The organism is Corynebacterium sp. MSK297 (assembly GCF_030232885.1).
In the GTDB taxonomy this organism is placed as follows: Bacteria; Actinomycetota; Actinomycetes; order Mycobacteriales; family Mycobacteriaceae; genus Corynebacterium.
The window spans coordinates 15,215-29,512 of record NZ_JASPGD010000002.1; the positions used below are offsets into that span (position 1 = coordinate 15,215).

10 protein-coding genes are annotated in these 14,298 nt (G+C 56.3%); 9 read left to right on the forward strand and 1 reads right to left on the reverse strand.

The annotated features are described in order from the left end of the window. The first annotated feature begins 6 nt into the window (after nucleotides 1–6). A complete protein-coding gene (glpK, locus tag QP888_RS02020; RefSeq protein WP_284811886.1) occupies nucleotides 7–1,557 on the forward strand; it encodes a glycerol kinase GlpK in 1,551 nt (516 codons plus the stop codon). Nucleotides 1,558–1,576: 19 nt separating this feature from the next. Here glpK and QP888_RS02025 read toward each other — a convergent pair whose 3' ends face one another. After that, nucleotides 1,577–3,856 (reverse strand): N-acetylmuramoyl-L-alanine amidase, encoded by a 2,280-nt coding sequence (locus QP888_RS02025; RefSeq protein WP_284811887.1) that lies wholly within the window; start codon nucleotides 3,854–3,856, stop codon nucleotides 1,577–1,579. A gap of 276 nt (nucleotides 3,857–4,132) precedes the next feature. Between QP888_RS02025 and glf the strand changes: the two genes are divergently transcribed. The 8 genes from glf to QP888_RS02065 all read left to right on the forward strand — a co-directional run bounded on the left by glf (nucleotide 4,133) and on the right by QP888_RS02065 (nucleotide 14,173). After that, nucleotides 4,133–5,323, forward strand: coding sequence for a UDP-galactopyranose mutase (gene glf, locus QP888_RS02030; RefSeq protein ID WP_284811889.1), 1,191 nt, complete (start codon nucleotides 4,133–4,135; stop codon nucleotides 5,321–5,323). A 95-nt stretch (nucleotides 5,324–5,418) separates the two neighbouring features. After that, nucleotides 5,419–7,353, forward strand: a complete 1,935-nt coding sequence (locus QP888_RS02035) for a glycosyltransferase (RefSeq protein ID WP_284811892.1) — start codon at nucleotides 5,419–5,421, stop codon at nucleotides 7,351–7,353. Further along, nucleotides 7,343–7,873: a phosphatase PAP2 family protein gene (locus tag QP888_RS02040; protein ID WP_284811893.1), complete on the forward strand. Its 531-nt coding sequence runs from the start codon at nucleotides 7,343–7,345 to the stop codon at nucleotides 7,871–7,873. Before QP888_RS02035 ends, QP888_RS02040 begins: the two co-directional genes overlap by 11 nt. Continuing rightward, nucleotides 7,874–8,857 carry a decaprenyl-phosphate phosphoribosyltransferase gene (locus QP888_RS02045; RefSeq protein ID WP_284811895.1) on the forward strand — a complete coding sequence of 328 codons (984 nt, stop codon included), beginning with the start codon at nucleotides 7,874–7,876 and terminating at the stop codon, nucleotides 8,855–8,857. It abuts the gene before it with no gap. A gap of 228 nt (nucleotides 8,858–9,085) precedes the next feature. Then, nucleotides 9,086–10,108: an alpha/beta hydrolase gene (locus tag QP888_RS02050; RefSeq protein ID WP_284811897.1), complete on the forward strand. Its 1,023-nt coding sequence runs from the start codon at nucleotides 9,086–9,088 to the stop codon at nucleotides 10,106–10,108. 389 nt (nucleotides 10,109–10,497) lie between these two features. Further along, nucleotides 10,498–12,498: an alpha/beta hydrolase-fold protein gene (locus QP888_RS02055; protein ID WP_284811898.1), complete on the forward strand. Its 2,001-nt coding sequence runs from the start codon at nucleotides 10,498–10,500 to the stop codon at nucleotides 12,496–12,498. A 98-nt stretch (nucleotides 12,499–12,596) separates the two neighbouring features. After that, nucleotides 12,597–13,163: a DUF732 domain-containing protein gene (locus tag QP888_RS02060; RefSeq protein WP_284811900.1), complete on the forward strand. Its 567-nt coding sequence runs from the start codon at nucleotides 12,597–12,599 to the stop codon at nucleotides 13,161–13,163. Nucleotides 13,164–13,261: 98 nt separating this feature from the next. After that, entirely contained in the window at nucleotides 13,262–14,173 is a 912-nt protein-coding gene (locus QP888_RS02065; RefSeq protein WP_284811902.1) for a cutinase family protein, read from the forward strand. Nucleotides 14,174–14,298: the final 125 nt, after the last annotated feature.

Genomic DNA, 14,298 nt, shown 5'->3' on the forward strand with positions numbered 1-14,298 from the left:
ACAACCATGTATATCGCTGCACTCGACCAAGGCACCACATCCACGCGGTGCCTTATTTTTGACCGCGACGGGACAGTGGTCTCGCAGGCTCAGCTGGAACACCAGCAGATTATGCCGCGGAAAGGGTGGGTGGAGCATGATCCGAATGAGATTTGGACGAATTCGCGCCGGGTGATCTCGTCCGCGATGGTGGAATTAGATATCACCGCCCGCGACGTGAAAGCCTTGGGGGTGACCAACCAGCGCGAGACCGCCGTCGTCTGGGAGAAAGCTACCGGTAAGCCTATTTATAACGCGATTGTCTGGCAGGATACCCGCACCGGCTCGGAGTTTTCTGATGCGACGGTTTGGCAGGCGAAGACCGGGCTATTGGCAAATTCCTACCCCGCGGGACCGAAGATTGCCTGGATTTTGGATCATGTCGACGGCGCACGTGAGCGCGCTGAACGCGGCGAGCTATTGGCCGGCACCATTGATTCGTGGCTGGTGTGGAACCTCACTGGAGGGACCGAAGAAAACAGCAGCGCCGACGATGATCGGGGCAGTGAGTACGACCGTGACAATGGTTCCTGCGAAGCGCTACACATCACCGACGTGACTAATGCCTCGCGCACCTTATTGCTCGACCTGCACACTCTGGATTGGGACGATGAACTCTGCGAAGCTTTACGCGTGCCTAAGCAGATCTTGCCGACGATCGTCCCCTCGATTGGAGAGCTAGGCGAGGTCCGCCATCGCGGTTCATTGACTGGTGTGAAAATCACCGGAATTTTGGGTGACCAGCAAGCGGCGATGTTCGGACAACGGTGCTTCCACCCCGGTGATGCAAAAAATACCTATGGCACTGGTTTATTCTTGCTGTTGAACACCGGCACAGAACCGAAGTTTTCTGAGCATGGGTTGCTCACCACGATCGCGTACCAGCAGCAAGGTGAAGAGCCAGTGTATGCGCTGGAAGGCTCGGTTGCAGTTGGTGGCTCATTAATTCAGTGGCTGCGTGACCAACTGGGAATTATCCCAGACGCTGCCTCAAGTGAATCGGTTGCGGCTGATGACAATGGCGGGGTGTATATTGTCCCGGCGTTTTCTGGGTTGTTTGCTCCGCGTTGGCGGCCCGATGCTACCGGTGTAATCGTGGGATTAACCCGCTATGCGGACCGCAGCCACATTACTCGTGCTGCTTTGGAAGCGACGTGTTTTCAAACCAGGGAAGTGGTTGAAGCCATGCAAAAAGATGCCGGACGGGAGTTATCGGGTCTGTGTGTTGATGGTGGAATGGTGGCGAATGATCTGCTCATGCAGATGCAGGCTGATATTTTGGGATCGTCGGTACAGCGTCCGGAAATGATTGAGACGACCGTGTGGGGTGCCGCTCTGGCCGCTGGCATTGGTATTGGGTGGTGGGATTTTTCGAATGACGACTACGCTGCTGATCGGATTTGGGAACCAGAGATGCCAGAAGCCCGGCGTGAGCAGCTCTACTACATGTGGAATCAAGCGGTAGAACGCACGTTGGGCTGGGAAAATGCCGCAGACGATACTGGGGCTGGGCAGTAACGACTACGGCTAGTTGTGACTAATCAGCGTTGATTTCCAGCTCGCCGGTGGACGGATCATACGTGATATTCCCGCCTTGGAAGTTCACGCGAATCTTTTGCCCATGCTGGTACTGCTCACTGGTCGGCAGGCCTAGTTTCTCAAATCCGCCGTCGGCCCAGGCCTTGGCGATATCTCCCCAGAGGGCATTGGTGCCAGCGGTATCGGAATCGATGATTATGCCGTTATCGAATAATGCAAAGTCTATGTCATCCGAGGCACGTACGATACCGGTGGCAGGTGAGCCTAATACAGGGCCAATCACTTTATTGATGCGGGCCCAGTTCTGCTCAATTTTGCTGTTCCCGGTTAGTTCTACAACCTGGGTGATCAGAGCGGGGACGTCGCCAAGCTCTATGCCCGATGAGGTGGCCAGACGCTGCAAAGTTTCGCCGGTGGACTCGTTTGGTGCTTTGTCGGCAGCACTATTGGCTTGTTGCAGAACCGCCATGACTAGTGGGGCGATGATTCCGATGGTTTTGCGCGCGGTTTGTAGCGGTCCATCGCTATCCGAGTTTGAGCTTGCCTGCGAACTTTGCGAGCTTTGGGCGCTGCTCTGGTTTCCCTGGTCTGTGGTGCCAGACTTGGTGCCAGATTTCGTGGCCGAGTCGCTGTCCTTGGAGTTGTTGTCCTTAGAGTTGTTGCTGGCCGAGTTCTTACTGTCGGAGCTCTTGTCGTCGGATGTAGTACTCTCCGATTTGCTGTTTCCGGAGTTGTTGCTGCCGGAATTCTTGCTGTCTGAGTTTGTGCTCTCAGAATCTCCGTCGTCTGAGTTGCTGGCGGCTGACTGCGACTGCCCGGTGGTGTTGCTTGCAATCTGACTTGCCACCTGCTGGTATTTCTTGTTGGTAGCAGTGCGGATATCGTCCCAGCGTGCCACCGCGTACTGACCTGGGCACGTGGTCGCTCCTACATCGCGGTGACCATGGAAACGCTGGAAAGTGCGGGTGTCACCGGATGGGTATTTCGCGTGGCCACCGCCGCCAGAAGTCATCTGAATGGTGCCGGATGGATCAAAATCGGAGTGCGCGGCGCGCCACCCGGCGATCTGGCCGACGGATTGCACGATCGCCTCGTTAATCGGGGCAATATCGTAGTTACCCACCATGGAAATGCCAAAGGTTCCCTGGTTGTAACCACCGGCGTGGGCGCCCATCACGCCTTCGCTGAGGCCACCACGGCGGCCTTCGTAGATGGTACCGAACTTGTCGACGAGCGCGTGGTATCCGATATCGCACCAACCCAGGGTTTGGGTGTGGTACTGGTATGCGCCACGGACCTGCGCGGCGGCGCTAGCAGGGCCATAGTTATTCGATCCCGCGGTGTGGTGCAGGGTCAAGGCGTTGTAGTCCATGCCAGTGTCGCCGCAGTTACCCCGATAAGACTCATTGGCGCCCCAACCTTGGCGGGTAACCACACTGGGCATGCCGACGGACAGGTTAGCGGTGTGCTCGATCGCGTTTTCTGCTTGGCCCGCGCCAGCTGCGGCGTTGCCGTTGACGAACACAGCGTTGAGGTCATCGGCGCCGGTAGCACCAGAGTCTGTACCAGAGCCCGTACCGGCACCTGCGCCGTCGGTGAGGTCTACGTCGTCTGCGACCGGTTGGATAACACCAGCAGAGGTTTCCAGGCCAGCTTTCGGCTGGGAAGCGGCGCCATTTGGGGTGGTGGTGCGCGCAGCTGTTCCGTTACTAGCAGAGGCGTCATCAGCAACAGCAGCGTCGTTACCAGTAGTAGCAGCGTCGTTACTAGCAGAGCCGTCGTCAGTAAACAGGTCCAGCCCGGCCACGGAAACCTGCACGGTGTGGGTCGGTTCGACGTAGATCAGCTCGGTGCCCTGTTGAGTTGCTTCGGCTGGGTTTGGGAGCGCATCGGCTTCGAACCATTCGGTCCAGCTGCCGTCGGCACGCTTCGAACGGAAATGTGCGTTGATATCGCGGTCGCCGCTCCAAGTCAGGGCAAAAGAATCGAATTCCTCATCCTTCGTGAATTCCTGAACCGCGCGGGACGGAGCCGGGCCATCGCCTTGGGTAGCGACAGCTGGGTCATCCACGACGGTGGCGGTACCACTACTGAAATTGGCGGTACTGATGCTGGCTTCGGCTTGTCCGGAACCGGCGTTTTGGGTCTGCAAAACCTGGTGGCCTCCGAAGGCAGCGGTGACCACGAGGGCCGCCGTCGCGGTGACAGCGACGACTGGGCTGGCGCTGGCCCAGTTTCGCAGCGACCCGGAGGTGCCAATACGGCGACGTAAGTGCATGAATACTCCTGTTTCCTTGAATGATTCAGCGAATCAATCAGCAACACACCCCTGAAAGCTGTGACACGCATATTCGTGTGAATTGTGTGTCGTATGTGTCAAGGGTGAAGATACAGAACCAAAGTTACCGACGACAAGATTGTTATTGATGTTGCGACACGCGGAATCATGCGCGCGGTTGCACAGGAAAAGTTTCCCGAAAAACTCTGCGCAACTTCCAGCGCGCGCCTTAGTTGCTCCCACTAGTGCGCGTAGTGCTCCACTAGTCTGTAGTGCATGACTGCATATGACCTCATCGTTGTCGGATCCGGATTTTTCGGCCTCACCATCGCAGAACGCGCGGCCAATGAGTTAGGTAAAAAGGTGCTCATCGTCGAAAAGCGCCCCCACCTTGGCGGAAACTGCTACACCGAGACAGACGAAGAAACCGGCATTGAGGTGCATAAATACGGTGCACACCTGTTCCACACCTCAAACAAGAGGGTCTGGGATTACGTCAATAAATTCACGGACTTCACGGACTACCAACACCGCGTTTTTGCCATGCATGATGGCACCGCCTACCAATTCCCGATGGGGCTGGGCCTGATCAACCAATTTTTCGGCCGCTATTACAGCCCGGAAGAAGCGAAAGATTTGATCGCGGAGCAAGCTTCGGAATTTGACTCGGACAAAGCCGAGAACCTGGAAGAAAAAGCAATTTCGCTCATCGGTCGCCCGCTGTATGAGGCGTTTGTGAAAGGCTATACCGCTAAGCAGTGGCAGACTGATCCGAAAAACCTCCCGGCTGGCAATATCACCCGACTGCCGGTGCGTTATACCTTTAATAACCGCTACTTCAATGACGCTTATGAAGGCTTGCCAGTTAACGGCTATACCACGTGGCTAGAGAATATGGCGGCCTCGGACAAGATCGACGTGCAACTGGAAACGGATTGGTTTGCAGTCCGCGATGACATCCGCGCGCAGTCGCCGTATGCTCCTGTGGTCTACACCGGCCCACTGGACCGCTATTTCGATTATTGCGAGGGGCGTTTGGGCTGGCGCACCGTGGACTTCGACAAAGAAATCCATGACGTGGAAGATTTCCAGGGCACCGCGGTGATGAACTACAACGACCAAGACGTAGACTACACTCGCATCCTGGAATTTCGGCACTTCCACCCAGAGCGCAACTACCAGCGCGATAAAACGGTGATTTTCAAAGAATATTCCCGTTTCGCTGGTGACGACGACGAGCCGTACTACCCAATCAACACCCCGGAAGACCGCGAAAAACTCGCTGCCTACCGCAAGCATGCGGCGAAAGAGGTCACCGACAATAATGTGCTGTTCGGGGGTCGCTTGGGTACCTACCAGTACCTGGATATGCACATGGCCATCGGCGCGGCGCTGTCGATGTTCGACAACAAGCTGGTGCCGTATTTCCAAGACGGTAAAGCGCTGGAACAAGAACGCGGCCACTAAGTGAGCGGCCACTAAGAAATAAGTTGTGCAGCACTTTTTGTGCATATTTTTCAGCACTGCCCATCCATGAACCAACCCCTGTGAACTGGAGAACCGTGAACCATCGCGAAGCCCTGCAACGCATTCTTTTACCGAAGCGCGGCGAACCTTTCGATGTCTGTATGCTTTACCTCATCGAATCCCCGCAGAACAAAGAGCGTTTGAGCTGGGATACCCGCACTGATGTGACCGTGCCCGCCGGCGCGGAGGCCAGCTTCGAAACCTACTTTAACGCCTTTCCGGCATCGTATTGGCGCCGCTGGTCGCAACTCGATTCCGTCGTGTTGACCATGAAGATCGAGGGCACAGCCAATATCTCGGTGTACCGATCCAAGGTCGATGGCACCCGCGTTGGCGTGAGCAACCACTTGGTCGTCGACGACACCCTGGACATTGAACTATCGCTGAAAAACTTCGAAGACGGCGGCTGGTACTGGTTCGACGTCACCGCAGAAACTGACACCAGCATCAGCGACGCCGCCTGGTGTGCCCCACACGCCCCGAAGCCACAAACGCTTCCCGACGGCTCCACCATTGAGCCTTCGGAGAAGAAAGTCGCCGTCGGCATCCCGACATTTAACCGACCGGACGATGCCGTCGCCGCACTGCAGGCCTTGGGGGAGGACCCTGTCGTCGAACAGGCGATTTCTCACGTGCTCATGCCGGACCAGGGCAACCAACACCCAGCTGACGAGCCGGGATACGATGACGCCGTCGCGGTCTTCGGCGAGCGCTTCCATGAATTCCGGCAGGGCAATCTTGGTGGCTCGGGTGGCTATTCGCGGATTATGTACGAATTCGTGGAGAACACGGATGCGCCTTTCGTGCTGTTCATGGACGACGATATCGCCATTGAGCCGGATTCTATCCTGCGTGCCGTGCAGGCAGCCCGTTTTGCGGCCAGCCCGATCGTCGTCGGCGGACAAATGTTGAACCTGCAGCAGCGTGCCCAGCTGCGCACCACAGGCGAGACTATTCACGGCCGCGATTTCATGTGGGGACCAGCCCCCTATGGCGTATACGATCACGATTTTTCTCAATACCCGCTGGGCTACACACTCACCGAAGAACAACAGCGCAACCCCCATGCGAAAAGCAGTGCAGACTTACACCGTCGAGTTGACGTCAGTTACAACGGCTGGTGGATGTGCCTGTTCCCGCGCGTGGTTGCCGAAACCGTCGGCCAGCCGTTGCCGCTGTTTATCAAGTGGGATGACACAGAGTATTCGCTGCGCGCTTCCGAATTTGGCTTCCCGACGGTCACTTGGCCGGGCGCTGCCATTTGGCACATGGCCTGGGCAGATAAAGACGATGCTATCGACTGGCAGGCGTATTTCCACCTGCGTAACCGCCTGATCACCGCCGCGATGTACCACCGTGGCAGCTTTAAAGGCGTGGCACGCTCGATCATGAAATCCAGCTACAAGCACGCGATGTGCATGGAATATTCCACCATGGCCATCCAGATTGAAGCCATGCGTGATTTCCTGGCGGGCCCGGAGCAGCTTTTCGACGTGCTAGAGACCTCGCTGCCAAGGATCCAGAAGATCCGCCACAACTACGATGATGCCGTGATCTATGAATCCGCGGCGGATCTGCCCGCACCAACGGGAGCCGATGTGCCCCTGCGCAATGTGGGCGGGCGCTTAGGCAAGGTGAAAAAGATCCCATGGGCGCTGAAAACCCTGCGCCACATGGCGCGGGAAGCGGATCCAGCCCACCACGAGGCACCACAGATTAATCTGAATCCGAACGAGGCACGTTGGTTCAACCTATCCCGAGTCGATTCGGCAACCGTGACTACCGCCGGTGGCACCGGCGTGGCCTTTAGAAAACGTGACAAGCAGCTGACCAGCGATTTGCTTTCACAAACCCGGAAGCTATTGAAAGATATTGCGGCTCGTTTCGATGAGCTGCAGACCACCTACCGGAGTGCGCGTCCGCAGCTGACCGCACGCGAATCGTGGAAGAAGGTCTTCGATGCCCAATAAAGCCAGCAAAAACGAACCCAACAAACTGAGCCGTGCAGAATCACGTGTTCTGCAGAGCATTCAGGCGGTGGCATTTGAGACGCCAGGCGTGTTGCCGACCGCACGTGGGCTGTCGCATTTCGGCGAGCACGCTGCGGGATGGATCGCCAGTGCAGGTGTTGGGGCAGTCGTCGACAAGCAACGACGCGGCCAGTGGGTGCGGGTTGGTGCCTCGGCACTGACTGCGCATGCCGCATCTGTGGTGCTCAAACGCATTGTGCGGCGTCGTCGTCCGGATTATCCGTATGTACGCGTCGGGGTAGCAACGCCGTCGAAATTGTCGTTTCCGTCGTCACATTCGACATCCACGGCAGCATTTTGTACTGGGGTTTCGGAATTGACGGGTTCGAAAACGCCGTTGGCTGGTATCCCGGTGATGATGGCATCGCGTATGGTGTTGGGGGTTCATTACCCGACAGATACTCTGCTGGGTGCAATGATTGGTTATGCGACCGCTAAGCGAATGATGAGGCAAGGCTAGATGGAAAACGACGGTCACCAAAGCGTGTTTCACTCGGAACCACACACCTCCGGCGTGGATACCGGCCGGAAGCGTCAACCTCCGAAAAATCTGCTTGATGGCATGATCAAGGCGCTGCGTCCGAAGCAGTGGGTGAAAAACAGCCTGGTGGTTGCCGCGCCGGCTGCTGCTGGCGCCGGTGTTTTGCTGGATGGTCGCACGCTTGCCGACGTCGCGTTGGCGTTTATCGTCTTTTGCATGGGTGCATCCTCGATTTATTTGGTCAACGACGCCCGCGATGTGGCATCGGACCGGGCGCACCCAACCAAGCGTTTCCGCCCGATCGCTGCCGGTGTGCTTCCGGTTGGTCTGGCCTATGCGATGGCCGTCGGATTGATTATCGCAGCCGTCGGCTTGTCGTTCTTGGCCTCTGATGGGCTGGGTCTGGCCGCGGTGATTGCAGTGTATATCGCGCTGCAGCTGGGGTATTGCTTTGGCTGGAAGCATATGCCGGTGATTGACATTGCGCTGGTTTCATCCGGTTTTATGCTGCGTGCCATGGCCGGTGGCGTGGCCGCCGGTATAGAGCTTTCGCAGTGGTTCCTACTGGTAGCCGCGTTCGGCTCGCTGTTTATGGCGTCTGGTAAGCGCTACGCGGAGCTGCTGCTATCCGAGCGCACCGGCGCGAAGATCCGCAAAGCCTTGGAAGGATACACCCCGACCTATTTGCGTTTCGTGTGGACGCTGGCGGCTACTGCCGTTGTCATGTCCTATGCCCTGTGGGGCTTTGAGCTTTCCGAGGCTACTGAGGGCTTGGCGTCGATCATGTATCAGGTCTCGTTGGTGCCGTTTACCATCGCGATTTTGCGCTATGCCTCGAATGTGGACCGTGGTGAAGGTGGCGCGCCGGATGAAATCGCCTTGGAGGATCACGCCTTGCAGGTGCTGGCACTGCTGTGGATCGCCTGCATCGTGGTGGCAGTGTATATCGTTCCAGCGGTCTAACGGCTAACAACCGTTTTCAAGTAGCGATTATTTTTTGCCCCTAAACTTGCCCCAAGCTGTGTAACGAAATTATCTTGGTTATCGATACACGTATCAGAATCCGTTGCCGCCCTGGTTTTGCTGCTGGCACTCGCCGGACATTGCCTTGCTGGTTATCGCGTGCGGGTGTTAGCCCGAAAACCATGGAGCATACAGGCGGCAAATGAATAATTTCCGTGAAGGGGAGTAATGACGTCGATCGTGAATATGCGCCGCGCGGTGGTCACAATGGTGACTGCCGTGGCGGTCGCGCTGGGGATGATGGCCAGCCCTTCGGTGGCGACCGCACAAGATAATCGGCACTGGTTGCGGCCAGATGCCACCGGCACGTGTGAGTGGGACCCAGATGTTGCTTACTGGATCCAGCGCTGTGATGTGTACTCGCCCGCCATGGGCCGCAATATTGCTGTCCAGATCCAGCCTGCCTCCCGTGGCGGCAACGCTGGCCTGTACCTGCTGGATGGCCTTCGTGCGAACAACCAGCAGAATGGCTGGAACCGTGAGGGCATTGCTCACAAACTCTTCGCAGATGACAACATCACTTTGGTTATGCCGATCGGTGGTGAAGCATCTTTCTATGCGGATTGGAAAGGTGCTCCGAAGTATTTCTCTAGTGACACAGTCGGCCCCTATATGTGGGAAACTTTCCTCACTTCTGAGCTGCCCGCTTATCTACAGCAGCACTTCGGTGTGGCTCCCAATAACAACTCGGTTGCTGGTCTTTCCATGGGGGCCACAGCAGCAATGAGCCTGGCCGGTAAGCACCCGGATCAGTTCCGCCAAGCTTTATCATATTCCGGTTACCTTTTCACTACCGCGATTGGCATGCAAACGCTAATGCGTGTGGCACTCCTCGATGCCGGTGGCTACAACATCAACGCGATGTACGGCACGCTGATCAACCCGGCTCGTTTCCGGAACGACCCTTTCCACTTGGTCGGTAATCTGCGGAATACCGATGTCTATGTGTCGGCTGCTTCAGGTATACCTGGACCGCCAGATCTGCAGTTGCCACCGCATTACCAGGCACCTGGCATCGCCCTGGAGTTCATGTCTATGATCGGTAGCCGTACCTTTGAAGCGAACGCTCGCTTGCAGGGTGTCCCGATTACCACTGATTATCCAGCTCAAGGCCTGCATAACTGGTACCAGTTCAACTACCAGCTGGAACGGACTCGGGATCGCATCTTGGATGTCATGGGTGCTCGCTAAGCGATTATTCCGCCCAGCATTTCTGGAGATCTCTGGATCTTTCTAGACAGCCCTTAGGAATCTCTAGGTCCGTACAGGGGGGGGGAGAAGCTTCTACAGCCAGATTGGTTGTCGCAACACGGCGACGCTAGTCTGGCTTTTCTTGTGCGTCGGGCTCATGTCTGTTGGGGTCAGCCCTGTGCATGAAACGGAATTGCGCGGCAGAAAGTGCCGGGCGAGAATTTTTCTGGGAATTTGCGGAGTGTCTTACCAACAGCTGTCTAGTTAAACCTAAACTTTAGACTTGAAAACTACACGAGTAGGCCAGCCGTATCCCGGAAGCGGGGAACTTCCGGGGTGCGGACAGGCCTGAATTTTGGCTACCCTGCACATACTTTCAAGGAATCACTATGCGTCTAGACCTGTCTTCTTCCCCGCACGTTCAACCACAGACTACCGGTCAGCAGTCACGTGGTTTCCGCGGTCGCGCCTGGTTTAAGGCCTTGGCGGTGCCTACCGCCGTTGCTACCGGATTGGCTGTCGTGCCTATTTCTACGCAGGCTCCTGTAGCGCAGGCACAAAGTTCATTCCCGGGAAGCCCGAATCTGCTGCCACAAAATGAGGGCATTACCGATTCGATTCTGCCGGGAGAGGCCCCGGAGCGCAGCACCATTGAGACGGAGTACCCGAGCTCCGATGGTCTGCCAGAAGGCGTCGAGATAGATCGTGTGGAATACAAATCACCGCGTCACGCATTCGTCTACGTTAAATCCGCTGCTATGCCGGATCAGGAAATGAAGTTCCAGGTGCTGCTGGCTCGTGATTACTACGCTAAGCCGAACCAGAAATTCCCGGAATTGTGGTTGATGGACGGTCTGCGCGCCCGCGAAACCGAATCTGGGTGGACCATCGCGACTGATGTGGAACGTTACTTTTCTGACAAAAATGTCAACGTCGTCCTACCGATCGGTGGCGAGTCCTCTTTCTATTCCGATTGGCAGCAGCCGGATAACGGTAAGCACTACAAGTGGGAAACTTTCTTGACCAAGGAAGTTATCCCGATCATGGACAACAAGTTCCGTTCCAATAAGCAGCGCGCAGTTGCGGGTCTGTCCATGGGGGCAACTTCTGCTATCAACATGGCTGAGCGTAACCCGCACTTGTTCAATTTTGTCGGCTCTTTCTCCGGTTACTTGGATACCACCAGCAAGGGCATGCCAGAAGCTATTCAGGTCGCGATTGCCGACGGCGGTGGATACAACGCCGAAGCAATGTGGGGTCCGCTGTATAGCCAGGGCTGGATTGATCACGATCCGAAGCTGGGCATTGAACAATTGCGCGATATGACCGTCTACGTCACGGCTGGAAGCGGACGGCCAGACTTTGGTGATCCGAACTCCGTCGCCAAGCACAGCCCAAGCCTGCCGGGTGTCGGTTTGGAAGTAATTTCTCGCATGTCGACGCAGACCTTCGTCGACCGTGCCAAGGCCCAAAACGTGGATGTCGTCGCGAAGTTCCGCCCGACCGGTATTCACACGTGGGAATACTGGGAATTCGAACTGAAACAAGCATGGCCATACATTGCGAACGCACTGGATATCCCAGATGAAGGCCGCACTGCTCATTGTGAAGTCAAGGGTGCTATTGCCGCTGACGTGTCTGGCCAGGCGCACTTTGAAAAGTGCCTGACTAACGAGTACCAGGTGGGTGAAACCGACGGCGTGGCACAGGACTTTACTGGTGGTACTGCTTATTGGTCGCCAGAAACCGGCGCGCATGGGGTGTACGGCGCGATTAACGCGCGTTATGCGCAGCTGGGTGGAGCAACCTCGTGGTTGGGCTTTCCGAAGTCTTCTGAACTGGGTGCTCCAGATGGCAAGGGCCGGTTTGTACAGTTTGAAAACGGCAATATTTATTGGCACCCAGATACTGGTGCTTGGGAAGTGCCGAATGATTTGTTGGAAGGCTGGAAAGAATACGACTACGAGCGTGGCCGTTCCGGATACCCTACTGGCAAGGATGAACACGTGAGTGGCGGCAAGCTACAGCCGATGCAGGGTGGCTTCCTAGCGCGTAACCGCGAGGGTAAGACCCACCTGGTCATCGGTGCAATCGCTAAGAAGTATGCATCCGTGGACAAGGCTGACTTGGGTCTGCCGATCAGCAATGAGTACAAGATCGATGGCGGATGGTTCCAGAAGTTCGAAAACGGCAATATTTATTTCTCGCCAGAATCCGGAGTTCAGGTGATCAAGTACGGCAAGATCTTCGACGAGTGGGGTAAGTACGGTTACGAGAAGGGCAAGTATGGCTGGCCAACCGCTGATTATGAGTCCAAGCCGGGCGTGAATGAGCAGAAGTTCCAGAACGGAACCTTGCAAGAGATCAACGGCGGCGTACGGGAGAAGTAATGCGATTTACGCGAAGCTTCGGTCCTGGCAAGACGGGGCAGGGAAATACGGGGCGCTGCAAGACGGACAATGGCAAACCGGGAGCAGGTATACCGAGCGTGAGTGCAAAGCGTCGGAAAGTGTCGGTGGCGGCAGTGTTGGCTTCTGGTGCGCTGGTGTTAGCGGCGTGTGGTTCAGCCACCGTAGAAGATGAAGAACCAGAGACTCTGAGCAAATCCTCTACGGTTACCTCGGAATCCACTGCGGCTAGTTCTTCGCAGTCGAAAGATGCTGATAAAGACAGCAAGAACGGCAAGAGCAGCAAAGAGTCCGAAAAGAAGGACTCTGGCACGAACACGGCGGGGCACAGTAACGCTGAGCCAGCACCGCAAGCTGGAGGCAGCGGCGGCAGCCGTGATCGTGGAGCACACGAAATCGACGAAATTCCGGATACCAACAACTTCGAAGGCGATGACGCCGCATTCCTCGATGATGTGCGTGCACTCGGTGTCGATCTCGACGGAGTTGAAGACCAGGTTATTTCTGCCGGTTACTTGGTCTGTGATGACCAGACTGCGATTTTGCAGGCGGTAGCCGGGCAACTGGTTGGCCAAGACCGTACTGACAGCGAATTCGAAGAATTGGCTGATAATTTGACGGAGTCCGCACGCAAACACTTCTGCTAGTTGTGGTCGCTTCCTAGTGATGGGTCACTGCCTAGTACTGGTGTCGTGCTTGTGCGGGCGTAAAACCGCGGTTCTGCTCAAACAAGAAATGTGAAGCTATGAGAAAAGTGTTCACGGTTATCGCCGTGATCGTCCTGGTCCTGTTAATCGGTGCCGGGGTGATGCAATATTTAAGCGGTGAGGGTCCGATGGCTCCCGATGATCAAGCCGGCCCTGCCGAAGAAGCGGAAGAGCCTGTGCAACCGGAGTGGTGTCCGAGGGTGGAATTCATTTCTGCTCCGGGCACCTGGGAATCTGCTGCGGATGATGACCCGTTCAATCCGCAGGCTAATCCGCATTCCTTTTTGCTCAATGTCACCCGGCCGTTGCAGGAGCGCTACGCTCCGGACGACGTGCGGGTGTGGACTCTGCCGTATTCTGCTCAGTTTGCCAATGTGCAAAACCAGGATCAGTTGAGCTACGACGAATCCCGCGAACAAGGCACGCAGAAGGTTCGCGAACGCTTGGCTGCCACGCATGAGGAATGCCCGCTGACGGATTTCGTGATGACGGGCTTTTCCCAGGGCGCTGTGATCATGGGTGATATCGCTAATGAGACCGGCAACCACCGTGGGCCGATTCCACCGGAGCGTGTACGTGGCATTGCCTTGCTTGCCGACGGCCGCCGTACTGCAGACCAGGGGATTAACCCGGGAGTCCCGGTTGGTGGGGTAGGCGCCGAGGTTGCTTTGCAGCCTCTCGAAGGATTGGTGCAGGGCGTAACCCCGGGAGCGTCGATGCGTGGTGCGCGCGATGGTTTCGGTGCGTTGCACGATCGCACTTTCCAGATTTGCGCCCCGAGTGATCCAATCTGTGCCGCGCCGGAAAGCGTGTTGGATGCGTTTGGTCGGGCTCTGGAACTGGCGAATAATTCGCATGCCCAGTACGGCACCAATGAGGAAGTAATTCCGGGTACGACGGCGGATGAGTGGATTAAGAATTGGGCTATTGAGATAATCGATCAGGGTTAGCCGGATTTGATAGTGACGTTAACGTTTCTTGTTTTGTTTCCGATAGTACCTGGTAGTTGCATGACTTCTGCGCCAACGTAGGCTGGAATCTTAGACAAACAAACATTTCATACTGGTGCTAGATG

Bases quoted from the DNA above. Each gene is read 5' to 3' on its own strand.
- glpK (WP_284811886.1), top strand. From the start codon at position 7: ATGTATATCGCTGCACTCGACCAAGGCACCACATCCACGCGGTGCCTT.
- QP888_RS02025 (WP_284811887.1), bottom strand. From the start codon at position 3,856: ATGCACTTACGTCGCCGTATTGGCACCTCCGGGTCGCTGCGAAACTGG.
- glf (WP_284811889.1), top strand. From the start codon at position 4,133: ATGACTGCATATGACCTCATCGTTGTCGGATCCGGATTTTTCGGCCTC.
- QP888_RS02040 (WP_284811893.1), top strand. From the start codon at position 7,343: ATGCCCAATAAAGCCAGCAAAAACGAACCCAACAAACTGAGCCGTGCA.
- QP888_RS02045 (WP_284811895.1), top strand. From the start codon at position 7,874: ATGGAAAACGACGGTCACCAAAGCGTGTTTCACTCGGAACCACACACC.
- QP888_RS02050 (WP_284811897.1), top strand. From the start codon at position 9,086: ATGACGTCGATCGTGAATATGCGCCGCGCGGTGGTCACAATGGTGACT.
- QP888_RS02055 (WP_284811898.1), top strand. From the start codon at position 10,498: ATGCGTCTAGACCTGTCTTCTTCCCCGCACGTTCAACCACAGACTACC.
- QP888_RS02065 (WP_284811902.1), top strand. From the start codon at position 13,262: ATGAGAAAAGTGTTCACGGTTATCGCCGTGATCGTCCTGGTCCTGTTA.